Source organism: Streptomyces sp. NPDC005262 (assembly GCF_042872425.1).
GTDB lineage: Bacteria > Actinomycetota > Actinomycetes > Streptomycetales > Streptomycetaceae > Streptomyces.
On the sequence record NZ_JBIAKK010000007.1, the window covers coordinates 185,098 to 209,036 of the forward strand.

The 23,939-nt window shown below is 70.0% G+C and carries 21 protein-coding genes; 9 read left to right on the forward strand and 12 right to left on the reverse strand.

Annotated elements, in window-relative coordinates:
• Positions 1-6: 6 nt before the first annotated feature.
• From ACFYP5_RS19785 to ACFYP5_RS19795, 3 genes are read right to left on the reverse strand one after another with little or no spacing between them, the layout of a single operon-like run.
• Positions 7-774 carry an energy-coupling factor ABC transporter ATP-binding protein gene (locus tag ACFYP5_RS19785; RefSeq protein ID WP_389037455.1) on the reverse strand — a complete coding sequence of 256 codons (768 nt, stop codon included), beginning with the start codon at positions 772-774 and terminating at the stop codon, positions 7-9.
• On the reverse strand, positions 771-1,532 hold the full coding sequence (gene cbiQ / locus ACFYP5_RS19790) for a cobalt ECF transporter T component CbiQ (RefSeq protein WP_389037458.1): 762 nt from the start codon (positions 1,530-1,532) through the stop codon (positions 771-773). The genes ACFYP5_RS19785 and cbiQ overlap by 4 nt, the downstream gene beginning before the upstream one ends.
• Positions 1,532-2,581: an energy-coupling factor ABC transporter permease gene (locus ACFYP5_RS19795; RefSeq protein ID WP_389037461.1), complete on the reverse strand. Its 1,050-nt coding sequence runs from the start codon at positions 2,579-2,581 to the stop codon at positions 1,532-1,534. Before ACFYP5_RS19795 ends, cbiQ begins: the two co-directional genes overlap by 1 nt.
• 189 nt (positions 2,582-2,770) lie before the next feature.
• On the opposite strand from ACFYP5_RS19795, the gene ACFYP5_RS19800 reads away from it, so the two are divergent.
• Positions 2,771-3,136, forward strand: a complete 366-nt coding sequence (locus ACFYP5_RS19800) for an SsgA family sporulation/cell division regulator (protein ID WP_389037464.1) — start codon at positions 2,771-2,773, stop codon at positions 3,134-3,136.
• 144 nt (positions 3,137-3,280) lie between these two features.
• Here the strand turns inward: ACFYP5_RS19800 and ACFYP5_RS19805 are convergent, their stop codons facing one another.
• Positions 3,281-5,512: an MMPL family transporter gene (locus ACFYP5_RS19805; protein ID WP_389037467.1), complete on the reverse strand. Its 2,232-nt coding sequence runs from the start codon at positions 5,510-5,512 to the stop codon at positions 3,281-3,283.
• Between the two features lie 116 nt (positions 5,513-5,628).
• Positions 5,629-6,201, reverse strand: coding sequence for a TetR/AcrR family transcriptional regulator (locus ACFYP5_RS19810; protein WP_389037470.1), 573 nt, complete (start codon positions 6,199-6,201; stop codon positions 5,629-5,631).
• A 188-nt stretch (positions 6,202-6,389) separates the two neighbouring features.
• Between ACFYP5_RS19810 and ACFYP5_RS19815 the strand changes: the two genes are divergently transcribed.
• Positions 6,390-9,668 (forward strand): S41 family peptidase, encoded by a 3,279-nt coding sequence (locus tag ACFYP5_RS19815; RefSeq protein WP_389037473.1) that lies wholly within the window; start codon positions 6,390-6,392, stop codon positions 9,666-9,668.
• 677 nt (positions 9,669-10,345) lie between these two features.
• On the opposite strand, the gene ACFYP5_RS19820 is transcribed toward ACFYP5_RS19815, so the two are convergent.
• From ACFYP5_RS19820 to ACFYP5_RS19835, 4 genes are all read right to left on the reverse strand, one after another.
• Complete coding sequence (locus ACFYP5_RS19820; protein WP_389037476.1) at positions 10,346-10,540, reverse strand: hypothetical protein; 195 nt, start codon at positions 10,538-10,540, stop codon at positions 10,346-10,348.
• 85 nt (positions 10,541-10,625) lie between these two features.
• On the reverse strand, positions 10,626-11,546 hold the full coding sequence (locus tag ACFYP5_RS19825) for an SDR family oxidoreductase (RefSeq protein WP_389037478.1): 921 nt from the start codon (positions 11,544-11,546) through the stop codon (positions 10,626-10,628).
• A complete protein-coding gene (locus tag ACFYP5_RS19830) occupies positions 11,543-12,490 on the reverse strand; it encodes an alpha/beta fold hydrolase (protein ID WP_389037481.1) in 948 nt (315 codons plus the stop codon). Before ACFYP5_RS19830 ends, ACFYP5_RS19825 begins: the two co-directional genes overlap by 4 nt.
• Positions 12,487-14,022 (reverse strand): flavin-containing monooxygenase, encoded by a 1,536-nt coding sequence (locus tag ACFYP5_RS19835; protein WP_389037484.1) that lies wholly within the window; start codon positions 14,020-14,022, stop codon positions 12,487-12,489. The genes ACFYP5_RS19830 and ACFYP5_RS19835 overlap by 4 nt, the downstream gene beginning before the upstream one ends.
• Positions 14,023-14,190: 168 nt before the next feature.
• Here ACFYP5_RS19835 and ACFYP5_RS19840 point away from each other — a divergent pair, with 168 nt between their 5' ends.
• Positions 14,191-14,853: a MerR family transcriptional regulator gene (locus ACFYP5_RS19840; RefSeq protein ID WP_389037907.1), complete on the forward strand. Its 663-nt coding sequence runs from the start codon at positions 14,191-14,193 to the stop codon at positions 14,851-14,853.
• Positions 14,854-14,961: 108 nt separating this feature from the next.
• Positions 14,962-15,243 (forward strand): DUF2087 domain-containing protein, encoded by a 282-nt coding sequence (locus ACFYP5_RS19845; protein WP_319739047.1) that lies wholly within the window; start codon positions 14,962-14,964, stop codon positions 15,241-15,243.
• Here ACFYP5_RS19845 and ACFYP5_RS19850 read toward each other — a convergent pair.
• Complete coding sequence (locus tag ACFYP5_RS19850; protein ID WP_389037487.1) at positions 15,233-16,048, reverse strand: exodeoxyribonuclease III; 816 nt, start codon at positions 16,046-16,048, stop codon at positions 15,233-15,235. The genes ACFYP5_RS19845 and ACFYP5_RS19850 overlap by 11 nt on opposite strands.
• Positions 16,049-16,098: 50 nt before the next feature.
• On the opposite strand from ACFYP5_RS19850, the gene ACFYP5_RS19855 reads away from it, so the two are divergent.
• Positions 16,099-16,584: a GNAT family N-acetyltransferase gene (locus tag ACFYP5_RS19855; RefSeq protein WP_389037490.1), complete on the forward strand. Its 486-nt coding sequence runs from the start codon at positions 16,099-16,101 to the stop codon at positions 16,582-16,584.
• A gap of 19 nt (positions 16,585-16,603) precedes the next feature.
• On the opposite strand, the gene ACFYP5_RS19860 is transcribed toward ACFYP5_RS19855, so the two are convergent.
• Complete coding sequence (locus ACFYP5_RS19860) at positions 16,604-17,404, reverse strand: alpha/beta fold hydrolase (protein WP_389037493.1); 801 nt, start codon at positions 17,402-17,404, stop codon at positions 16,604-16,606.
• On the opposite strand from ACFYP5_RS19860, the gene ACFYP5_RS19865 reads away from it, so the two are divergent.
• Positions 17,403-17,615, forward strand: a complete 213-nt coding sequence (locus ACFYP5_RS19865; RefSeq protein WP_389037496.1) for a hypothetical protein — start codon at positions 17,403-17,405, stop codon at positions 17,613-17,615. The genes ACFYP5_RS19860 and ACFYP5_RS19865 overlap by 2 nt on opposite strands.
• Positions 17,616-17,662: 47 nt before the next feature.
• On the opposite strand, the gene ACFYP5_RS19870 is transcribed toward ACFYP5_RS19865, so the two are convergent.
• On the reverse strand, positions 17,663-18,448 hold the full coding sequence (locus ACFYP5_RS19870; RefSeq protein WP_389037499.1) for an SAM-dependent methyltransferase: 786 nt from the start codon (positions 18,446-18,448) through the stop codon (positions 17,663-17,665).
• A 331-nt stretch (positions 18,449-18,779) separates the two neighbouring features.
• Here ACFYP5_RS19870 and ACFYP5_RS19875 point away from each other — a divergent pair, with 331 nt between their 5' ends.
• From ACFYP5_RS19875 to ACFYP5_RS19885, 3 genes are read left to right on the forward strand one after another with little or no spacing between them, the layout of a single operon-like run.
• A complete protein-coding gene (locus ACFYP5_RS19875) occupies positions 18,780-19,721 on the forward strand; it encodes an ABC transporter ATP-binding protein (protein ID WP_389037502.1) in 942 nt (313 codons plus the stop codon).
• Entirely contained in the window at positions 19,718-21,076 is a 1,359-nt protein-coding gene (locus tag ACFYP5_RS19880; protein WP_389037504.1) for an ABC transporter permease, read from the forward strand. The genes ACFYP5_RS19875 and ACFYP5_RS19880 overlap by 4 nt, the downstream gene beginning before the upstream one ends.
• Positions 21,077-21,082: 6 nt before the next feature.
• Positions 21,083-23,842 (forward strand): bifunctional YncE family protein/alkaline phosphatase family protein, encoded by a 2,760-nt coding sequence (locus ACFYP5_RS19885; RefSeq protein WP_389037507.1) that lies wholly within the window; start codon positions 21,083-21,085, stop codon positions 23,840-23,842.
• The last annotated feature ends 97 nt before the right edge of the window (positions 23,843-23,939 follow it).

The window sequence follows — 23,939 nt, forward strand, 5'->3', positions numbered from 1 at the left end:
CGTCGGTCACGCGCCCATTGTCACCGAGCGCGGGTCGAACCCGAAGGGCAGCTCCAGACGGTGGGCGCGCATCAACTCCTCGTCGCAGAGAAGGTCATGCGTACGGTCGTCGGCGGCGATGACACCGTCGCTGAGGATGACCGCGCGCGGGCAGAGTTCCAGGGCATACGGCAGGTCATGCGTGACCATCAGCACGGTGACGTCCAACGACCGCAGGATGTCGGCGAGCTCACGCCTCGACGCGGGGTCCAGGTTGGACGACGGCTCGTCCAGGACGAGGATCTCCGGCCGCATCGCGAGCACGGTGGCGACGGCGACGCGGCGGCGCTGGCCGAAGGAGAGGTGATGCGGGGGGCGGTCCGCGTACCCCTCCATGCCGACCTGCTTCAGAGCCTCGACGACCCGCTCCTCCAGCTCGGCGCCGCGCAGCCCGGAGGCGGCGGGTCCGAAAGCAACGTCCTCCCGGACGGTCGGCATGAAGAGCTGGTCGTCGGGGTCCTGGAAGACGATGCCGACGCGGCGGCGGATCTCGGCGAGGTTGCGTTTCTCCACCGGGAGACCGGCGACCCGGACGGTGCCCGCGCCCGCGTCGAGGATGCCGTTGAGGTGGAGGACGAGGGTTGTCTTGCCGGCGCCGTTCGGGCCGAGCAGGGCGACACGCTCGCCGCGGGCGACGGTCAGATCGACGCCGAAGAGCGCCTGGTGACCGTCGGGGTAGGCGTAGGCGAGGCCGCTGACGTCGAGGGAGGCGGGGGGCGTCGGTGACATGCTCATAGGATCCATCCCAGCAGACAGGCGACGAGGGCGAGGACGGGGAGTGCCGAGGCGTACGCCCACTGGACGCGGGACGCCGTCACTTCGTCGATGACCGGCATCGAGCCGGTGTAGCCGCGGCTGACCATGGCGAGATGGACCCGTTCGCCGCGTTCGTAGGAGCGGATGAAGAGGGCGCCCGCCGACGCGGCGAGAACCCCCCACTGCCGCACGCCGCGCGCCTCGAAGCCCCGGGAGCGGCGGGCGATCGACATGCGCCGCATCTCGTCGGTGACCACATCCCCGTACCGGATCATGAACGAGGCGATCTGCACGAGCAGCGGCGGCAGCTTGAGCCGCTGGAGGCCGAGCAGCAGGGAGCGCAGCTCGGTGGTGGAGGCCAGCAGCACCGAGGCGGCGACGCCCAGGGTGCCCTTGGCCAGTACGTTCCAGGCGCCCCAGAGGCCGGGGACGCTGACCGGGACACCGAGGAGTTCGGTCTGCTCGCCCGGCACCACGAACGGCATCAGCAGCGCGAACGCGACGAACGGCACCTCGATGAGCAGCCGCTTGAGGAGGAACCCGGCCGGGATCCGGGCGAGCACGGCGACCGCGGCGATCAGCGCGGCGTACAGGACGAACGCCCAGACCGCCTCGCGCGGTGTCGAGACGACGACCACCACGAAGCAGAAGACGGCGGCCAGCTTGCAGTGCGGCGGCAGATCATGGACCGGCGAGTGCCCGTGCCGGTAGAGCTTGTGGGCGTGTCCGGCGCCCATCAGACGGTTTCCTCGGTGCGCGCGCCGAGTGCGTCCGGTGTACGGCGGCGGCGCACGGCCCAGAAGACCCCGCTGCCGGCCACGACCGTGGCGCCGACCCCGATCACTCCGGCGAGGCCGCCGGAGATCCGGGCGTCGGAGATGTCCCGCACGCCGTAGTCGGCGAGCGGGGAGTCCTCGGACGCATGCGGCTCGGTCTTCTCGTCGATGCCCTGGTCGGCGGCGACCTTCTCCAGGCCGTCCGGGCTGGCCGAGGCGTAGAAGGAGACGAAGCCCGCGAGGACGAGGGCGGTGACCAGGCCGGTGGCCCAGACCTTGCGCGTCGACCGGCCGGCGACGGGGGCGGTCTCGCGTGCCGGCGCGTCGACGAGTTCGCCTCCGACCCGGAGCTTCAGCGGTGCGGTCAGCCCCCGGGCGCCGTGGACCAGATCGGGACGGACGGCGATGACGGCGCCGACGGTCAGCGCCGTGATCAGGGCCTCACCGATCCCGATCAGGACGTGTACGCCGACCATCGCGGTGAAGACCTTGCCGATCGCGATGTCGGTGGTTCCGCCGATCCAGTAGATCAGTGTGAAGACGACCGCCGCGGCCGGTACGGACACCAGCGCGGCGACGAACGCAGAGGCCGTCATGGAACGACGGGTCCGTGGCAGCACACCGACCAGGCCGCGGAAGAGGGCGTACGCGACGACGGTGGTCGTGATGCCCATGTCGAGGACGTTCACGCCGAGCGCGGTGAGCCCGCCGTCCGCGAAGAGAATGCCCTGCATGAGCAGGACGACGGATATGCAGAGCACCCCGGTATAAGGACCGACCAGGATCGCGGCCAGCGCCCCGCCCAGGAGATGGCCGCTGGTCCCTGCGGCCACCGGGAAGTTCAGCATCTGCACGGCAAAGATGAAGGCGGCGACAAGACCCGCGAGCGGCGCGGTGCGCTCATCGAGCTCGCGGCGGGCACCCCTCAGACTGACCGCGACAGCACCCGCGGCGACGACACCGGCGACGGCGGAGACGGGTGCGTTGATGAATCCGTCGGGTACATGCATGGAGGAGGCTCCGCTTCTGCGTTGCTGCGCGGGGTCATGAACCTCTCAATGATAGGGCCTTGTTGCGAACCATTCGCAAGAGCGCATACCTCACAGCTGCGCGCCCGGCCGCCCGGCACCCTCGTGGTGCCAATCGGTCAAAATATGCGACATTAGAGGGCAAGGGTGAATAAATAGGAGGAGCCGGCCATGTCCCCCGTGATCGAAGAGCACACCGAAGCCCGGCTCATCACCGAGGCAACCGACACCTTCACAGTCCCCGTCGACCTGCGGTACGACGCCGCCTCCGACCCGCGAACCGTCCATGTCACCTTCCCCGGCGGCACCGACTGGGCCTTCGGCCGCGATCTGCTGGAGGGCGGGATGCGTTCCCCGGCCAGGAGCGGCGCCATCCGGATCTGGCCGTTGGGGCGGGCGCAACTGGTCGTGGAGAAGCACTCGGCGGACGGTGTCGAGGTGGTCCAGTTCGACAACGCGTCGATGATCCGCTTCCTGCACCGCATCCACGACGAGACCAGCCCCGAGGCCGCACAGACGGTGACGGCCCGGGCGTGACGGCATGGATGAGCCCCCGTGCCGCTCGCACGGGGGCTCATCGTCGCCCCGGTCCCCCGTCCCCACAGGTAACCGGTGCAGTCCGGGGCCGCGCTCCGCTCAGACGCGGACCCCGGGGCTCTCAGGGGGTTGTCCCCCTCGACATCAGACCCGGGTCAGCTCGCGCTCACCCTGGGCGTCACCGTGGCCCTCGCCTTCGGACGGCGTCCCGCCGAGCTGCTTGCGCAGCTTCTCGCCCTCCACGTCGACGTTGGGCAGCAGCCGGTCCAGCCAGCGCGGCAGCCACCAGGCGCGCTTGCCGAGCAGGGCGAGGACCGCGGGCACGATCGCCATCCGGACGACGAACGCGTCGAAGAAGACCGCGATCGCGAGCGAGAAGCCGATCATCTTGATCATCGACTCGCTGGAGCCGATGAACCCGGCGAAGACCGCCATCATGATCACGGCCGCGGCGGTGACGACGCGGGCGCCGTGCCGGAAGCCGGTGACGATCGCCTGCGGGGGCTTCTCCCCATGGACGTACGCCTCGCGCATCCGGGTGACGAGGAAGACCTCGTAGTCCATGGCGAGGCCGAAGACCACACCCACCATGAAGATCGGCATCATGGACATGATCGGGCCGGTCTGTTCGACACCGAAGAGCGAGCCGAGCCAGCCCCACTGGAAGACCGCGACGACCGCACCGAGGGCCGCGACGACCGAGAGCAGGAAGCCGAGGGCCGCCTTCAGCGGCACCAGCACCGACCGGAAGACCAGCATCAGGAGCAGGAACGCCAGGCCGACGACGAGCGCCAGATACGGCAGCAGCGCATCGTTCATCTTCTGCGAGAAGTCGATGTTCATCGCCGTGGAGCCGGTGACCAGGACCTCGGCGCCGGTGTCGGACTTGATGTCCGTGCCCGCGTCACGGATCGCGTGGACCACGTTCTCCGTTTCGGCGGAGCTCGGCCGGTCCTTGGGGACGACGGTGATCATCGCGGTGTCGCCGGCCTTGTTGAAGGTGGCCGGGGAGACGGCGACGACGTGCGGGATACCGGAGATGTCGTCGGTGACCCGGTCGACCGCGGTCCTGCCGTCCGAGCTGTTCGCCGTGTCCACGACGACCATCAGCGGACCGTTGAAGCCGGGGCCGAAGCCGTCGGAGAGCAGGTCGTAGGCGCGGCGCTGAGTGGTGCTGGTGGGCTGGGAGCCGTCGTCGGGCAGGCCCATCTCCAAGGAGGCGGCCGGCACGGCGATGGTCCCGAGGCCGATGACTCCGACCAGCAGCACCCACACCGGCTTACGCAGCACGAATCGCGCCCACCGGGTGCCCATGTTCGGCTTCGGCTCCGTCTTGATCTCCGCCTCGGCGGCCTTGCGTGCCTTGCGTCCCATCACCCGCTTGCCCGCGAAACCCATCATCGCCGGGACCAGGGTCAGTGCGATGAGGACGGCGATGGCGACCGTACCGGCCGCGGCGAAGCCCATCTTCGACAGCATCGGGATGTTGACGACAGCCAGGCCGACCAGGGCGATGACCACGGTGAGCCCGGCGAAGACGACCGCGGAACCGGCCGTGCCGACCGCCCGCCCCGCCGCTTCGTCGCGCTCGCGGCCCTCGGCCAGCTCGGCGCGGTAGCGGGAGACGATGAAGAGCGCGTAGTCGATGCCGACCGCGAGGCCGATCATCATCGCGAGGGTGGAGGTGGTGGAGCCCAGGTCGAGCACGTTCGCCAGCGCCGTGATCGTCGAGACACCGATGCCGACGCCGATGAGCGCGGTCAGCAGTGGCAGCCCGGCCGCGATCAGCGACCCGAAGGTGATGACCAGCACGACCGCCGCGATCGCCACACCGATGATCTCGGTGGCACCGGTCTCCGGCATCACCTGGAGCGCGTCACCGCCGATCTCCACGGTGAGCCCGCTCTGCTGCGCCGCCTTGCCCGCGTCCTGGAGGTCGTCCCGTGTCGCGTCGGTCAGCTCCATCGAGCTGACCTTGTAGGAGACGGAGACGTACGCGGTGGAACCGTCCTTGCTGACGGCCTTGCCCGTGTACGGGTCGGTCACCGAGGCGATCTGGTCCGAGCCGGACTTCAGCTCGTCCGCGACCTTGCGCACCTCGGCCTTGTTGGCCGGGTCCGTCATCTTCTCGCCGTCGGGCGCCTTGAAGACGACCCGCGCGGTCGCACCGTCGGCGCTGGTGGCGGGGAAGCGCTGTTCCAGCAGGTCGAAGGCCTTCTGTGCCTCCGTACCCGGAATGGAGAAGGAGCTGGAGGTGGCAGTGGACGCGGAGGCCGCGCCGAATCCGGCGAGCGCCAGCAACGCCACCCAGACGAGGGCGACATAGCGGCGGCGCCGGAAGGCGAACCGTCCGAGTTTGTAAAGGAATGTGGCCACGGGGGCGTACTCCCGGTCAGGTCGTGTGAGTGGAAAAGGGCGTGAGGAACCAGCCCGACGACGAGAGCGGCGTGTCAGGTGGGGCTTGGGGAGAGGGCCGTACGGAGGGGACGGGTTCAGACGCCGAGAGCGGGGAGGATCACGGAGTCGACGTAGTCGATGAGAAACGCCCGGTCGACGGCGCGGTCCTCGACCAGCTGCCGAGCGGCGAAAGCGCCTATCAGCATGTGCGGTACATATTTCAGCGCCGGGTTGTCCGGACGCAGCTCACCCCGGTCCACCGCTCGGCGGAGCAGCGCGTCGAGGCCGGTCATCTCCGGCTCGATGAGCAGCTCGCGCAGGGCCTGGTGGAGATCGGGATTCTCGTGGACGGCATGCATCAGGCCCCGCATCAGCGCGGAGTCCTTCTCCATCTGGCAGTCGTCGGCACGGCCGAGAGCGGCGTGGAAGTCGCCGCGCAGCGAGCCGGTGTCGATCTCGGCAAGGCCGCCCGGCTTGTTGTGCCGCAGCGCCTTGACGGCCAGCTCCGCCTTGCTCCCCCACTGGCGGTAGAGGGTGGCCTTGCTGGAACGGGTGCGGGCGGCAACGGCATCCATGGTCAGGGCGTCGTAGCCGACCTCGCGCAACAGGTCGAGCACCGCGGCGTACATCTCGCTCTCGCGCTCGGGCGTGAGCCTGGTGCGTGCCATGGTGCGACCCCCTGTTCTTCCGGTCGTATGTCAGTCGCTCGTACATCAGCCGACCGAACGAAACTGTTTCGTACACATCGAAGGTACCTCGCCGAATCAGCGAAACTAAATCGTTTCGCTTGTGTGCTGCACCACAACTCGGCGCGCCACGAGTTGCCGGGGCCCTCTCGCGCGGAAAGCATTGGGGGGTGAGTGACGACGTCGCGTATCTCCGTTTCCCGCACCTCCACGAGGACCTGCTCTGCTTCGCGGCCGAGGACGACCTCTGGGTCGCTCCCCTCGTCCCCGAGGGCCACCCGTCCGGCCGGGCGTGGCGGGTGACCGTCGACCGGACCCGGGTCAGCCACCCTCGCTTCTCCCCCGACGGAACCCGTATCGCCTATACGACCTGGCGTAGCCTCGACCCCGAGATCCATATCGCCCCGGTCGAGGGCGGGCCCTCCCGCCGGCTCACCTACTGGGGGGCCACCGACGCACGGGTCCGCGGCTGGACGCCCGATCCGGGTGAGCAGTCCCACATCCTCGCCGTGTCCTCGCACGCCCAGCCGTTCTCGTACTTCTCCTGGGCCTACAGCGTGCCCACGGACGGCTCCCCCGGCGGGAAGCTCCCCTGGGGCCCGGTCGCCGACATCGCGGTGGCGGACATCGACGGCGAGCGCCGCACGCTGCTCCTCACCGGCACGCCGCCGCACGAACCGGCCGCCTGGAAGCGGTACCGGGGCGGGGCGATGGGGCGGCTGTGGCTGCACGGCGTGCGGCTGCTGCCCGATCTCGACGGCCATCTGGACGCACCGATGTTCGTCGGCGGGCGAATCGCGTTCCTCTCCGACCACGAGGGCGTCGGCAACCTCTACTCCTGTCTGCACGACGGCAGCGATCTTCGCCGCCACACCGACCACGACGCGTTCTACGCCCGGCACGCTTCCAGCGACGGGCGCCGGGTCGTCTACCAGTGCGCGGGCGAAGTGTGGCTGGTCGACGACCTGTCACCGGACGCGGTGCCGCGGAAGCTGGAGGTGCGCCTCGGCGGGCCGCGGGCCGGGCGGCGTACGTACCAGGTACCGGCCGCCAGCCATGTCGACTCGCTGTCCGTGGACGAGACGGGCCGCGCGAGCGCCGTCGTGGTACGCGGCAGTCTGTACTGGCTCACCCACCGCGACGGGCCGGCCCGCACGATCACCGACACCCCGGGGGTCAGGGTCCGGCTGCCCGAGATGCTCGGCTGCATGGGCCAGGTCGCGTACGTCACGGACGCGGACGGTGCGGACGCGATCGAGATCGCCTACCTGCCGCGTGCCAGTGGGCCCCGGGAGCCGCGCCGGCTGGCCTCCGGGCAGATCGGCCGGGTCCACGAGCTGGCCTCCGACCCGGACGGCGAACGGCTCGCGATCGCGACCAACGACGGCCGCCTGCTGCTCCTGGAGACCGTCGAGGAGTCCACCGGCGAACCGACCGAACTGATCCGCTCCATCAACGGCCCCGTCCGCGATCTGGCGTTCTCGCCGGACGGCGCCTGGCTTACCTGGTCCCACCCCGGGATCGGCCGTTCGCTGAGGCAGATCAAACTGGCCCGGATCATGGGGCCCGGCGCGCCGGTGATCGTCGACGTCACCAACGGCCGCTTCGAGGACGAGAACCCGGTGTTCACGGGCGACGGCCGGTACCTGGCGTTCCTCTCCTGGCGCGGCTTCGACCCGGTGTACGACGTCCACACCGGCGACCTGTCCTTCCCGCTCGGCTGCCGCCCGTACCTGGTGCCGCTCTCGTCGGCTACCCCCTCCCCGTTCGCTCTCTCACCGGAAGGGCGCCCGGCGGCGGGCGGCCTCGACCCGGTCGACGTTCCGGAAGCGACTCAGGTCGAAGGGGCCACGGTCACGGTCGAGTTCGAGGGGCTGGAGAACCGGGTGACGCCGTTCCCGGTCACCGCGTCGAAGTATTCGGCGCTCCATCCGGTCAGCGGCGGCGGGCTCGTCTGGCTTCGCTGGCCGATCTCCGGCGCGCTCGGCGAGACGTTCGTCAACCCGGCCGACACCTCGGGTCGCCCCACCCTCGAACACTTCAACATCACCAAGGCCAGGAAGACCGAACTCGTCGGCCATCTCGACTGGTTCGCCGTCAGCGGCGACGCGTCACGGCTCGTCGTGATGGACGACGGCGAACTGCGGGCCGTACCGGCCACCGAGGCCGGTGACAGCGACTCGACGGTCTACCTCGACCTACGACGGATCCTGCACGACGTCGACCCGCCGGCGGAATGGCGACAGGCATTCGGGGAGGCGGGCCGGATCATCCGCGCCTACTTCTGGGAGCCGAACATGTGCGGCATCGACTGGGAGGGCGTGCTCGACCAGTACCGTCCGCTGGTCGAACGGGTGTCGACGCCGGACGAGTTCGCCGACCTGCTGCGCGAGGTCCTCGGCGAACTGGGCACCTCGCACGCGTACGTGGCACCCGCCCGCCGCAACGAGGGACCGCCGCACTACCAGCGGCCGATCGGACTGCTCGGCGCGAACCTGGTGTGCCGGGACGGAGCCTGGGTGGTCCGGCGGATCCTGCCCGGCGACTCCTCGGACTCCAAGGCCCGTTCACCGCTCGCCGGCACCGGCATCCGGGAGGGCGCGATCCTCACCCATGTCGACGGTCGCCCGGTGGACCCCGTCGCAGGCCCCTACCCTCTCCTCTCCGCGGCGGGCGGCACCACGGTCGAACTCACCTTCCAACCCCCCGAGGGCGAGGGCCCCGCGCGCCGCGTCGCGATCGTGCCCCTGATCGACGAGCGACCGCTGCGCTACCAGGACTGGGTGGCCAAACGCCGCGAAGTCGTACGCGAGCTGAGCGGCGGCAAGTGCGGCTACCTGCACATCCCTGACATGGGCGGCTCGGGCTGGGCCCAGTTCAACCGGGACCTGCGTCTGGAGGTCTCCCGCCCCGCCCTGATCGTCGACGTACGCGGCAACGCGGGCGGCCACATCAGCGAGCTGGTGGTCGAGAAACTGACCCGCCCGATCCTCGGGTGGGACCTGACCCGCAACGCCCAGCCGGTCTCGTACGCCTCCAACGCCCCCCGGGGCCCGGTGGTCGCCCTCGCCGACGAGGCGACATCCTCCGACGGCGACATGATCACCGCCGCGTTCCGCCTGCTGGAGCTGGGCCCGGTGGTGGGTCAGCGGACGTGGGGCGGCGTGGTCGGCATGACCGGCCGGCACCGGCTGATCGACGGCACGGTGATCACGGTGCCGATGAATGCGGCGTGGTTCGACGAGTACGGCTGGTCGGTGGAGAACCGAGGCGTGGAACCGGACCTGGAGGCCCTGCGCACCCCGCTGGACTGGGCGGAGGGCCGTCACGCGGTGCTGGACGACGCGGTGCACGTGGCCCTGGACCTCCTGAACACCCAGCCGGCCGCCACCCCTCCCACATACGAAAACGTCCCCGACCGGGTACGCCCGCCCCTGCCACCGAGGTAACTCGGCGCGGGGGCCCGGCTCCACGGCTGGTCCTCGATCGCCGGGCGGGCCGATCGCCCGCGCCGGTTTCGAGGGCGGCCGCGGGCGAATGCCCCCACGACGACGGCGATTCGGGAGCCCCGCCCGCCGACGACAGCTCGCGAACCGACCCACCGACGACAGCTCCTGAACCACGTCCGCAGACGGCAGCTTGCGGCCCTGTCCGACGACCGCAACTTGTGAGTCACGTCCGCCGACGGCAGTTTCGTGAACCCGTCCGCCGACGACGGCTCGTAAATCACTGCCGCCGGAGGCCACTTGTGAGCCCACGCGGCCGGCTTCGTGAACCCGTGCAGCGAACGCCACTTGCCGGCCCACCCGGCGACGGCGATTTCGTGAACCCTTCCACTGACGGCAACTTGCGAGCGTTGGCGAGACCCCCGGCGACGGCAACTCGTGAGCCCGTCCGCCGACGGCAATGTGTGAGCCCTGTCCGCCGACGGCAGCTCGTGAAACCGGCGCGGGCGATCGGCCCGTCCGGCGATTGAGGACAGCGGGGGCCCAGGGGGCTTGCCCCGGATTCGGGAAGGGGGAAGAAAACCCCCACGCACGCGAAAGGCGCGCCCGGTCTCCCGGGCGCGCCCCTCATCCGCGCGAAGCCTCAAACCACGCCTCCGCGCAGGTCACCAACGATCAAGTCAAGACTCGTCGTCGACCCGGCCGTGCGTGCCACGCGCCGCGTTCCGCGACGTGTTCTGGGCCCTGTCACGCCCGCGCTCCGACGCCTCGGACGACGAACGCTGCCGCGCGTCGCCCTTCTTGTCGCCGCCGTTCTTCTTCGCCTGGTCGGCGAGCTCCTGCGCCTTGTCCTTGAACTGGTCTGCGATACCCATGCTGTTCACTCCTAGTGGGGTGCTTGGGGGTGGCCCGTAAGGGCCTCGACCAGACTTACACGGCAGGACATCCGACGCATTTCGATCAGTCACGCTGAGTGTGCGAACCCCGCGCACCCCCCGCTCCCCCCACGCCACGCGCACTCTCGTCCGCCGCGCCCCCGGCCCCCACGAGCCCCTTGCCCACGCCCTCCAGCCGCGGCCCGAACCGTTTCATCTCGCGCTGCCCGACCACCCCGATGACCGCCGGCAGGTAGCCCCGCACCGACTGCATGCCCCGCAGCCACCACTGCGCGTACACGTGCGCGGAACGGCGCTCGATGCCGGCCACGATCCGGTCGATCGCCGGGCCCAGCGGATACGTACGATTCGCCGGCCACGGCAGCCGCTGCCGCAACTCCCGCATGACGTCGTCCTCGTCGGCGCCCCGCACCATGTCGGTGTCCGTCCAGGACAGATAGCCGACGCCGACCTTCACCCCCCGGTACCCGACCTCCGCCCGCAGGCTGTGGGCGAACGCCTCCACGCCCGACTTCGACGCGCAGTACGCGGTCATCATCGGTGCCGGAGTGATCGCGGCGAGCGACGCGATCTGCAGGAAGTAGCCGCGGCTCTCCATCAGTACGGGCAGGAACGCCCGCCCCGTCACCGCGCCACCGATCAGGTTGACCTCGATGACCCGCCGCCACGACTCCGGGTCGGAGTCGACGAACGGCCCGCCCGAGGCGACCCCCGCATTGGCGACGACGACGTCGACCTTGCCGAACCGCTCCTTCACCTCCTGCGCGACCTGCGCCATCGCCACATGATCGGTGACGTCCGCGTGCCAGTGGTCGCTCTCCGAGTGCAGCCGCTCGGAGACCTTCTTCAGCTCGTCCGGCTCCAGGCCGACCAGCGCCAGCTTCGCACCGCGCGCCGAGAGCTTGCGGGCCAGCAGTTCGCCCACGCCGCGCGCCGCGCCGGTGACGACCACGACCTGTCCTTCGAGACTGCGCCTGCCGCTCATACGACCTCCTCCTCCTCGACACTGCCACCGACCGTGCCGGTGACAGGGGTGACATACCCGGCGACCAGTTCCCGGATCTTCGCGGTGACCGCCTCCGGCGCCTCCACCGGTGTCATGTGGCCCATGCCCGCCAGCTCGGTCAGTCCCAGACAGTCGGGCAGTGCGGCCGCGAGGGCACGGGCGTGGACCGGCGGCGTCAGCCGGTCCTCCGTGCCGGCGATCACGGCCGTGGGTACTCGCAACTCCCGTATCCCCGCGTCGAGATCGAGGTCCGCGAGCACATGCCCCCAGGCGACCCGCGCCGCCCGCGGACAGGCGTGCACGATCCTGGCACAGGCCTCGACCCGCTCCGGCGCCGAACCGGCTCCCATCGTCGCGTACTTGAGGATCCGCTTCGAGACGGACGTGACCGGCCCGAGCGGGGCCCGCGCCCCGAGGATCGCGCGGGTCATCCGGGTCCGGACGGCCCCGGCCCGCATCGGCACGACGAGCGACTCGGCGATCAGTCGCGAGCTGCCGGTGCTGCACAGCAGTACGGCTGCCGCATGCTCACGCAGCCCGGCCCGTCGGGAGGCGGCCATCAGTGTCATGCCGCCCATGGAGTGCCCGGCGAGCACCGCCTGCTCGCCGGGGGCGAGAGCGGCGGCGAGCACCGCTTCGAGGTCGTCGGCGAGCGCGTCGGTGCTGTACCCCTCGGGGCCGACCGCGGGTGTACGTCCGTGTCCGCGCTGGTCGTAGGCGACGACCCGGTGGTCCACCGCCAGGTCCCGGATCTGCGCGGCCCAGAAGTGGGTGTTGCAGGTCCAGCCGTGCGCCAGCACCACCGCGGGCGCGCCGTCCGGCCCGTACACCTCGACGTGGATGCGGGAGCCGTCGGCGGAGACGGCGGTCAGTTCGCGCGCGGGCACCGGCGGGGCGTCCTCGCGTCGCAGCAGCCGGCTCATCGCGCGACCTCCTCGGCGACGGACGTCCGGCCGACGACGGTCTCGGCGGCATCAGCCTTCCGGGGCCGGATGACCTCGTACTCCCCGAGGTCCACCGTCCGTGTCGCCCGGCGGAACTCACCTGTCGTTCCCGGCCAGACCGTGGTGTTGCGCCCGTTGGCGTCCAGATACCAGCTGGTGCAGCCACCGGTGTTCCAGACGGTCCGCTTCATCCGCTCCTGGACCCGCCGGTTCCACATCCCGACCGCCGACCTCCGCGCGCCGAGCGCGGCCCGTCCGCCCAGGACGTTCAGCTGGCGCAGATAGTCCGCCATGTAGTTCAGCTGGGACTCGATCATCAGGATCATGGAGGAGTTCCCCAGCCCCGTGTTGGGGCCGATGATCGTCATCCAGTTGGGGAAGCCCGCGGCGGTGGCACCCCGCAGCGACTGCATGCCGTCCTTCCAGGACTCGGCGAGCGTGATGCCCTCCGCGCCGACGACCCGGTCGGCGATCGGCATGTCCGTCACATGGAAGCCGGTGCCGAAGATGATCACGTCGACCTCGGTCTCCGTGCCGTCGGCGGCGACGACGGAGGAGCCGCGCACCTCCGTCAGCCCGGAGGCGACCACATCCACATTGGGCTGGGCGAGAGCCGGGTAGTAGGAACTGGAGAGCAGGATCCGCTTGCAGCCGATGCGGTACGAGGGGGTCAGCTTGGCCCGCAGCGCCGGATCCTTGATGGCCCGGGCGATGTTGGACTTGGCTATCCTCTCGACGATACCGAGCTCGTTCGGGTGCTTGGTGAAGGCGCTCACCTGCAACTCCCGTATGCCCCAGAGCAGTCCGCGGCGCGCGGCGCCGGTGAACGGCAGCGTGCGGTGCAGCCACCGCTCGGCACCGCTGATGCTGCGGTCCATGCGCGGCATGACCCATGGCGGGGTGCGCTGGAACAGGGTCAGGCTCCCGGCCTTCGGCTGGATCGACGGCACGATCTGGATGGCGGAGGCACCGGTGCCGATCATGGCGACGCGCTTGCCGGTCAGGTCGTAGTCGTGGTCCCAGCGGGCCGAGTGGAAGACCTTGCCGGGGAAGTCGGCGAGACCGGGGATGTCCGGCATCTTGGGGTCGGACAGCGGGCCGGTCGCGGAGACGACGACGTCGGCGACGATCGTGGTCCCGTTCGCGGACTCGATCGTCCAGTTCAGCTCGTCGCCGTCCCACCGCATCATCGTCACTTCGTGACCCAGCCTGATGTGCGGACGCAGCCCGAAGGTGTCGGCGACGTGCTCGAGGTAGGCGCGGATGTGCTCCTGCCCGGAGAAGGTGCGCGGCCACTCGGGGTTGGGGGCGAACGAGAACGAGTAGAGGTGGGACGGTACGTCGCAGGCACAGCCCGGATAGCTGTTGTCGCGCCAGGTGCCACCGACGGAGTCGGCGCGTTCCAGGACGACGAAGTCGGTGATGCCTTCGCGGCGCAGCCGGACCGCGGCCCCCAGGCCCCCGAATCCGGATCCGATCACCGCCACTCGTACATGCTCGTGCTGGGCCATGCTGCCGCCTCCCGCGGTACGTCACACGACTCTGCCAGCAATCACTGGCATTGTGGGGAGAGTAGAACAGCTCCGTACCGATGGGTAGGGGTCGGGCAAGGGAAAGTTACCGACGGTACAACATAGGGTGCCGTTGTGGCTGAAGGACGTGAGCACCGCGAATACCGCATGGAGGAGCTGGCCCGGGAGGCCGGCATCCCCGTACGGACCGTGCGCTTCTACCGGGAGCGCGGACTGATCGCGCCACCGCGCCGGGAGGGGCGCATCGCCTGGTACGACGACCATCACCTGGCGCGACTGCGGACGATCGCCGGCCTGCTGGAGCGCGGCCACACCCTTACCGGAATCGCCGATCTGGCCCGGACGTTCGAGAGCGGCCGCGATGTCGCCGAAGTGCTGGGGCTGGGCGAACCGACCGAGGAGACCCCGGTCCGCCTCACGCCCGAACAGCTGGCGGACTACTTCGAGGGCGAGGTCACCCCGGAGAACCTCGCCACCGCCCTGGACCTCGGCTATCTCGCCACCGACGGCGACGAGATCGTGCACATCAGCCGACGCCTGCTGGAGGTGTCGGCGGAGCTGGTACGGGAAGGGGTGCCGCTCTCCACGGTGCTCTCGGCGGGGCGCCGGGTCCGCGAACACGCGGACGCGCTCGCCGAACTCTTCGTCGGGGTGATGCGGGCCCACTCCACCGAGGCCGAACCCGCCCAACTCCGCCCGCTCGCCCGCGCGGTGGTGGACGCGGAACTCTCGATGGCCTTCGACCGCAGGCTGCGCCGCGACGACGACACCCGGCCGAAGCCCTCGGCGCCGAAGACGCCGGAGACGTGACCCCCGGCGCCGAAGACGCCGGACACGTGCCCCTCGGAGCCGTCACCCCCAGAGCCGTCGCCCGAAATTGCGTTGCCCGCACCCGTCCCGTGCGTCAGGCTTCCGCTCATGCCTGACAACGATCCGAGCAGTTCGCACGGGGTCGCCGCCCTGTTCTCCCGTGGTCGGCTGACCGCGATCCCCCGCAAACCGGCCCGCCGCGAACAGCTGCTCGTCCACCTCGCCCGGACGCTGTTCGAGCCGGACCGCACCTACAGCGAGCGCGAGGTCAACGAGGCACTGCTGACGGTGCACGACGACTACTCGGCGCTGCGCCGCTATCTGGTGGTGGCGGGCCTGCTGACCCGCCCCAAGGACGGCAGCAGCTACCGCCGCACCCTTACAGGTTGAAGACGGCCGTCACCGGCGCGTGGTCGCTCCACCGCTCGGCATGTGTGGCGGCCCGCTCGACCCACGCCTTCACCGCACGCCCGGCGAGACCGGGCGTCGCCACCTGGTAGTCGATGCGCCAGCCCGTGTCGTTGTCGAAGGCCCGCCCCCGGTAGGACCACCAGGAGTACGGCCCTTCCGCGTCGGGGTGGAGCGCCCGCACCACATCGACGTACGCGGCCTCGTCGAAGACCCGGGTCAGCCACTCCCGCTCCTCCGGCAGGAAGCCGGAGTTCTTCTTGTTGCCCTTCCAGTTCTTCAGGTCGACCTCCTGGTGGGCGATGTTCCAGTCGCCGCACACCAGCACCTCGCGGCCGTCGGCCGCGGCCCGCACCCTGAGTCCCTTGAGGTACGAGAGGAAGGCGCCCATGAAGCGCTCCTTCTCGTCCTGCCGCTCCGTGCCGACCTCACCGGAGGGCAGGTACAGGCTCGCCACCGTCACACCGGGCAGGTCGACCTCGACGTAACGGCCGCTGTCGACGAACTCCTCGCTCCCGGCGTCCCCGAACCCCCCGAATCCGATCTGCACCCGCTCCGGCGCCCTGCGCGTGTAGAGCGAGACCCCGGCCCGCCCCTTCGCGGCAGCGGGTGCGTGCACGGTGTGCCAGCCGTCGGGCTCACGCACCTCGGCAGCGAGCTGCTGCGGCTCGGCCCGCACCTCCTGCAGGCAGATCACATCGGCTTCGGTCTGCGCCAGCCACTCGGTGAAGCCCTTCTTCGCGGCGGCGCGGAGCCCGTTCACATTTACGGTGGTCACGGTGAGCATCCAGGCACCATACCGAGTACCGGACGCCGCATACATGTACCATATTTCGCATGTATATCCAGCCGCGCTGCTTCGACCACCCCGACGCCGTCAAACTCAACGACGAGGTGCAGCTCGAGTACGCCGAGCGCTACGGGGACGAGGGCGATCTCACACCGCTCGACCCGTCGATGTTCCGGCCGCCGAACGGCCTGTATCTGCTCGCCTACGACGAGTGGGACGCACCGGTCGCCACCGGCGGCTGGCGCGCGCAGGAACGGAACGACGAGGGCTACTCGGACGGCGACGCCGAGCTCAAGCGGATGTTCGTGACCCGGGAGGGCCGCGGACAGGGTCTGGCCCGCCGTATCCTCGCCGCCCTCGAAGCCGACGCGCGGGCGGCGGGCCGCAACCGGATGGTGCTGGAGACCGGCGACCAGCAGCCGGAGGCCATCGCGCTGTACACCTCCAGCGGCTACACCCCGTGCGAGAAGTTCGGCTACTACCGCACGTACGAGAGCAGCCTCTGCTTCGCCAAGCCGCTCCAGGAGTCCTGATCCGGACTGCTCTCCCCGTCTAGAGCCTTCCGAGGAACCCGAGCAGCGCGGCGTCGAACCGCTCCGGCTGCTCCAGGTTCGGCAGGTGCCCGGCGCGGTCGACGACGACGAGCGAGGACTGCGGAATCAGCCGGTGCATGGCCTCGGCGTCCGCGACCGGTGTGTACGCGTCGTCCGCACCCACGACGATCAGCACCGGCACCTCGGCCCCGGCGAGCGACTCCCGGTAGTCGGGACGCTCGGCCCGGCCCCGCAGAGCCGCCGCGGCCCCTTCGGGAGCGGTCGTGCGCATCATGGCGAGGACGTGCGCGGCGACGTCCGGCAGCCCGGTGACGTTGTACGGGGCGATCATCTTGTCGATCACCTCGTCCGCATACCCGTCCAGGCCCTCGGCGAGCAGCCGGTCGGCCATCCGGTTGCGGAAGACCTTGCCGTCCTCGGTCTCGGCGACCGGTGACGTGTCGGCGAGGACCAGCGCGGAGACCCGGGCGCGGTGCAGGCGGTGGAACTCCATGACGATCTGTCCGCCCATGGACAGCCCGGCGACCACGGCCCGTTCGACACCGAGGTGGTCGAGGAGGGCGGCGATGTCGTCGGCGAAGTCCGCGAGCAGGGTCCGGCCCGGCACGACGGTGCTCTCCCCGTATCCGCGCAGATCCGGCACGATCACCCGGTGACCGGCCCGCTCCACCGCTTCGGCCTGCGGGTTCCACATCGTCCGGTCGAACGGATGGCCGTGGACGAGAACGACGGCCGGACCGTCGGACGGCCCCCGGTCGTCGTACGCGATGGTGGTGCCGCTCTTCGTGCTGAACTCCATGCCGATCCCCCTGGGTCTGCCGTTCCGTACGCCCCTGCGGACACCCCGGACCGTACCCGGCTCCGGCCATCACGTGGTCGGCATCCGCCTCAACGACGTCCAGGCGGCGGCCCCGTTCGACGGCCACGGCCGAACCGCTGCGCAGCCGCGCCGAGAAGGCGGACCGGGCGCGTCCGGCTGGAGCGCGCCCTCCGTCCCGGTCAGCCCATGACACAGGATCCTGACCCGGCGCCGGAGAGCGTCGACGCACCTGCCCGCTCACTTCACGCGCGCGACGCCCACGTAGAAGCCACTCCGTTCGTTCTCCGGAGCCGGCTCCTCCTGGTACCACTCCGCGGCCGGCACCAGCCCGGGCGCAACGAGATCCAGACCGTCGAAGAACGGCTCGACCTCGCTGCGCGTGCGCATCCGCAGCGCGATGGCGCCCTTCTTGTACGCGGCCTCGGTCTCGACGCGCAGCTCCGGATGCTGGTCGGCCGTGCCGTGCGACAGGACCAGATAGCTGCCCGAGGGCAGGGCGTCCACCAGGGTGCGGGTGATGCCGTACGGGTCCTGGTCGTCGGGCAGGAAGTGCATGAGCGCGATCAGCGACAGGGCAATGGGCCTGTCGAAGTCCAGCAGTTCACGGGCTCGGTCGAGGATCAGCTGCGGCTGGCGGACATCCGCGTGGATGTAGTCGGTGGCACCGTCGGGGCTGCTGACGAGCAGCGCCTCCGCATGCCGCAGAACAATGGGGTCGTTGTCCGCGTAGACGATCCGGGCCGTGGGCGTGATCGCCTGGACGATCTGGTGCAGATTCGGCGAGGTGGGAATGCCGGTTCCGACGTCGAGGAACTGATCGACGCCCCGGTGCGCCAGCCACGCGGAGGCCCGGTGCATGAAGGCCCGGTTCCGGGCGGCATTGGCCCGCGCCTCCGGAGGCAGCTTCTCCCCGACCGCCTGATCGACCGGGTAGTTGTCCTTGCCGCCGAGCAGCCAGTCGTAGACGCGTGCCGGATGGGGATTGCTGGTGTCGATCTGGGGGTTGAGCGGGCCGGCCGTCACAGGACGCTCCTCCGTACGGGCATCGCGGGCAGGAAACTGCGGCTCGTCCTGCCGCGCGGCCACCGCGAGCGGAGCACCTGACGGGCGGGACGATCGAAACCAGCGTAGGCGACGCGGAGTTCGACCGTTGTACAGACCATTGTTCTCCACGTGCCCGACCGCTGCCGGAGGCGCCGACAGAAGCGGCCGTGACGGGACCCGAGTTGTGGGCCGACGCCAATCGGCGCGGCGGATGCCAACCACCGCCCGTTCCCTCAACGTTCAACCGGCCGTCCCTGCCTTCGTTGTATGCAGCCCCTAAGTTCCTTGAGGCTTCCGAAAGAAGGAACTCATGGACACACTCCTCGCGGCCCGGGCTCGCGGGATCACCAAGTGTTTCGGCGACGTCGTCGCACTCGACGGCATCGATCTGGATGTGGCGCAGGGGCAGATCCACGGCTTGGTCGGACCGAACGGCGCCGGCAAGACCACATTGCTCGGCCTCCTGCTGGGCCTGGCCGTCGCCGACAGCGGCCACCTCGAGATCCTGGGTACGCAAGTCGGGCGGGCGCTCGCCGCTCCCGACGGTGTCGCCGGCTTCGTGGACGGGCCCGGTCTCTACCCCTCACTCACCGCCCGGCAGAACCTTGCCGCGCTGGCCGCTCTGCGCGGCCACGACGCGCGGACGACGGGGATCGACGACGTGCTCGACCAGGTCGGGCTCACCGATGTCGCCGACGACCGTACCCGCGGCTTCTCCCTCGGCATGCGTCAGCGGCTCGGGCTCGCCGCCGCCCTGCTCACCAAGCCCCGGCTGCTCGTGCTCGACGAACCTTCCAACGGCCTCGATCCGGCCGGAAAGAAACAGGTCCACGGAGTCCTCAACCGGCTCGCGGCGGACGGCACCGGCGTCGTGCTCTCGAGCCACCGCATGGACGACCTCGAGGCGCTGTGCTCCGAGGTCACCATCCTCGCCACCGGACGGGTCGTCTTCTCCGGCCCGCTGAGCAAGCTGGCCGCGGAGAACCGTGAACTCGACTACCGGCTGCTCACCTCCGACCCGCAGGCGGCCCGCCGGCTGGCTGCCGACACGGCCGGGATCCGGGTCGTGGACGACACCGGGGCACGGAAGGACGCCGAACTACTCGTCGTGCGCGCCCTCGTGCCGGCCCTCGACGAACTGGTGACGCGGCTCGTCCACGCGGGCCTCGCGTTGCGGGAGCTCGCACCCGTGGTGTCGCCGCTCGAAGCGGCGTTCCTCGCCCTCACCGAGCAGCAGGAGGCCGGCCGATGACCGCGACCCTCACCCACGACAACGTTGCCAGTGCCCGCCGCGTCTCGGTTCCGCGCGGCTACCGCTTCGAGCTGGTCAAGCTGGTCTCGCAATGGCGGATCCGCTTGCTGGTCCTCGCCTGCTGGATCGTGCCGGCGCTCTTCGTCGCCGCCGTCAGCCAGCAGAGCACGCTCCCCGTCGACACCCTCTTCGGCCGCTGGATGCACGCCACGGGGTGGGCCGGGCCGCTGGTGATACTCGGTTTCGCGGGCACCTGGGCGCTCCCGCTGCTGACCTCGGTGGTCGCCGGCGACGTGTTCGCCTCCGAGGACCGGCTCGGCACCTGGCGCCACCTCCTCGTGGCGGTCCGGTCGCCTCGACGGATCTTCGCGGCGAAGGCGCTGGCCAGCCTCACCGTCATCCTGCTGCTCGTGACCGGGCTGGCCTGTTCCAGCGCGGCCGGCGGTGTCGTGGCGGTCGGCAGCCAGCCGCTGGTCGGCCTCGACGGCCACCTGCTGACGCCGGCGGACGCCGCCGGCACGGTCCTGCTCGCCTGGGTCTGCGTACTCGCCCCCACCCTTGCCCTCGCCGCGATCGGACTGCTCGGGTCCGTCACGCTGGGGCGGTCACCGATGGGACTGCTGCTGCCCGCGCTCGTCGCGCTCGCGATGCAGCTCGCCCAGATGCTGCCGCTGCCCGTTGCCGTACGCCTCGCCATGCCCAGTTACGCCTTCATCGCCTGGAACGGTCTGTTCACCGGCCCGGCACAGCTCGGCCCGCTCCTGATCGGCATCGTGGTCAGCCTGGTGTGGGCCGTGACCGCGACCGTGCTGGCCTACCTGCTTTTCGTGCGGCGCGATTTCACCAACCCGAGCTACGACGGCTCCGGGCGTCGCGCGATCACCGCCGGACTCCTGCCGCTGGTCGCGCTGGGCGCCGTCACGGTCGCGGTCGTCGCCGGGACGACCCCGTCCCTGGGTTCCGGAATCGAGCAGAACAAGGTGCAGCGGTCGGTCGCCACGGCATTCGCCCACCTCTACCGCATGCAGACCGAGCAGCTCAACCGCCCCGCCGTCACCGAAGCGCAGCTGAGGACCACGGCGACGTGCACGAAGGGCGGCGGCCAGGTCACCGGCGAGGGGCCGGGCAACGACTGGCGCTGCGTCGTCTCCTGGCATCTCCCTGACGTCGAGGCCGCCGGGACGGCCATCTACCAGCTCGACGTCACCGCAGACGGGCGGTTCATGGCCGACGGCGACGGACCGAAGGAAGTGAACGGCTACTTCCTGGTACGGACGCCGATCGGAGACGCACCGAACCCGCTCTGGCAGTTCGACGGCAATGTCGAACTGCTGTCCACCACCCTGAAGGGATAACACTCCATGCAGGTAACACGCCGCAGGCGTGTCGAGAAGGAGCATTCCGGCTTTCTCGGTAGACGCATCAGCCGCCGGATACCTCTGGCAACGGCAGGCATCACCGCTCTCGGCGTCGTCGCCGCCGGCACCGCTTTCGCCCAGACGCACCAGTTCGGCACCGATCAGGTCGGCCAGATCACCGATCAGGGCCAGGTCATCGCCAGCGACCAGTACATCGCCCCGTTCGGCGACCGTCTCGTCGTGAACAACGGCAAGATCATGTCGTCCTCGGTCAGCCCGGACGGCACCCACCTCGCGGCCTCGGTCACCGACGGTGGGATGGCTTTGTCCATCGTCGACCTGAAGAGCTGGAAGGTGCAGCAACTCGTCGGCAACTCCGCGTCGGCGAACCCGCGCATCAGTGGCAACGACGTGGGCCAGGAAGGCCCCACGTACTCGCCCGACGGTTCGCAGCTGTGGCTGGGCCAGACCGACGGCTACACGAAGTTCACCGTGAACCCGGACGGCAGCGTCGCCAACCCGACGTCCATCAAGATTCCGGTGGACGGTCCCAGGCATGCGCTGGTGGGCGAGGCGGTGTTCTCGCCCGACGGCTCCACCGTGTACTCCGCGGTCAACGGCCAGAACCGGGTGGTCGCCATCGACACGGCGACCGGCGCCGTCCAGCAGAGCTGGGCCGTGGGCAACGCCCCGCGTGACATGGTCAAGGTCGGCACCAAGCTCTACGTCAGCAACGAGGGCGGGCGTCCGGCGAAGCCCGGCGACACCACGATCAACTCCTACAACACCCAGGTGCCGGCCAGCCCGGTGACCGCTGCCACCACCACCGGCACGGTCAGCGTCATCGACACGGCGAACCCTGCTGCCGCCGTCGCGAGCATCGACGTCGGTCTGCACCCGACCGCCCTGTACGCCAAGCACGGGGCGCTGTTCGTCACCAACACCGCCACCAACGACGTGTCGGTCATCGACACCGCCAGGAACAAGGTCGTGCAGACCGTCGCCACCCAGCCGTGGCCGGAGGCGTCGGTGGGCTACGAGCCCGACGCGGTGACGCTCACCGACGACGGTCACCTGCTGGTGACGCTCGGCCGCGCCAACGCGGTCGCCGTCTACCGGTACACGACCCCGCAGGAGCCGGTCAGCTACGTCGGCCTGCTCCCGACGGACTACTTCCCCGCGGAGATCGCCACTGTCGGCAACGACGTGCTGGTCTCCAACACCCGTGGCATCGACGCCCGCCGCCCCACCAACAGCGCCGGGCACGGCACCCATGACACGACGTCGAGCGTGCAGCGGTTCACGCTGCCGAACGACCACGTCATCAAGTCCGAGACGGCCAAGGTCTTCAAGCAGAACGGCTGGAACCGCGGCGCGGTCACGCTGACCAAGGGCAAGGGCAAGGGCCACACGAAGCCGGTGCCGGTCCCGGAGCGGCTCGGCGACCCTTCGACGATCAAGCACGTCTTCCTGATCGTCAAGGAGAACCGGACCTACGACCAGGTCTTCGGTGACATCCCGGAGGGCAACGGCGACACGTCGCTCGCCCAGTTCGGCGAGAACGTGACGCCGAACCAGCACGCCCTGGCCAAGCAGTTCGGGCTGTACGACAACACGTACGACATCGGCACGAACTCCGCCGAGGGGCACAACTGGCTGATGCAGGCCGACAACCCGGAGTACACCGAGTCCTCGGCCGGTGAGTACGCGCGCAGCTACGACACCGAGGACGACGCTCTCGGTCACCAGCGGACCGGCTTCATCTGGACCGGTGCACAGGCGGCCGGCAAGTCCGTGCGCGACTTCGGTGAGTTCCAGCAGTTCCTGACCAAGCCGTCGGGCGCGAGCTGGCAGAACCTGTACTGCGACTCCAAGAACATGGCGGCGACCGGGCAGAACACCGCCTACCCGCTGAACTCGTCCTCGCCGATCCCGTCGCTCAACAACGTGTCGGTGCCCGGCTTCCCGAAGTTCGACACCAGCGTCCCGGACATCTACCGGTCCGAGATCTGGAAGCAGGACTTCGAGAAGAACGGGCCGGCGAACCTGAACATGTTCTGGCTCTCCAGCGACCACACCGGTGGTCCGGCGAACGCGGCCGCCCAGGTCGCGGACAACGACCTCGCGGTTGGCCGGATGGTCGACACGATCTCGCACAGCAAGTACTGGAAGGACTCGGCGATCTTCGTTGTCGAGGACGACTCCCAGGCCGGCCTCGACCACATCGACGGCCACCGTGCCCCGATCCAGATCATCAGCCCCTGGGCCCAGCACGACACCGTCGACAGCCACTACTACTCGCAGATCACGATGATCCGCACCATCGAGCAGATCCTCGGGATCCACCCGATGAACCAGAAGGACAGCGCGGCCAGCCCGATGCGTGGGGCGTTCACCAAGAAGGCGGACCTCACGCCGTTCAAGGCGCTGCCCAACCGGACCTCGCTGACCGCGGGTCTGGCGACCCCGCCTGCCTGCGGCCTGGACACCCCGGCGCCGCAGAACCCCAGTGCGGCGCCCGTGCCTTCGGCGAAGGTGCCGGCGGACAAGCAGGTGCTCGCGGCGAAGTGGGAGGACTGGAAGTCGAAGCAGCGGCTGACCGGACCCGACGCCAAGCCCGACTTCGCGAATCCCGCGCAGATGAACCACTTCACGTGGTACGAGACACACGAGTGGAAGAAGCCGTACCCCGGCGAGGACAAGATCTTCGCGCCGAAGGACGTGCCGGGCGCCTACATCCCGTCGCCGGAGTCCGACGGCTGACCTAGGCAGATCTCATCATGGAGCCCCTGGCCGGTGCACCGCCGGCCAGGAGCTCCTTCTGTCGCTGTGTGCAGCCACAGGATCGGGACCGAACCTC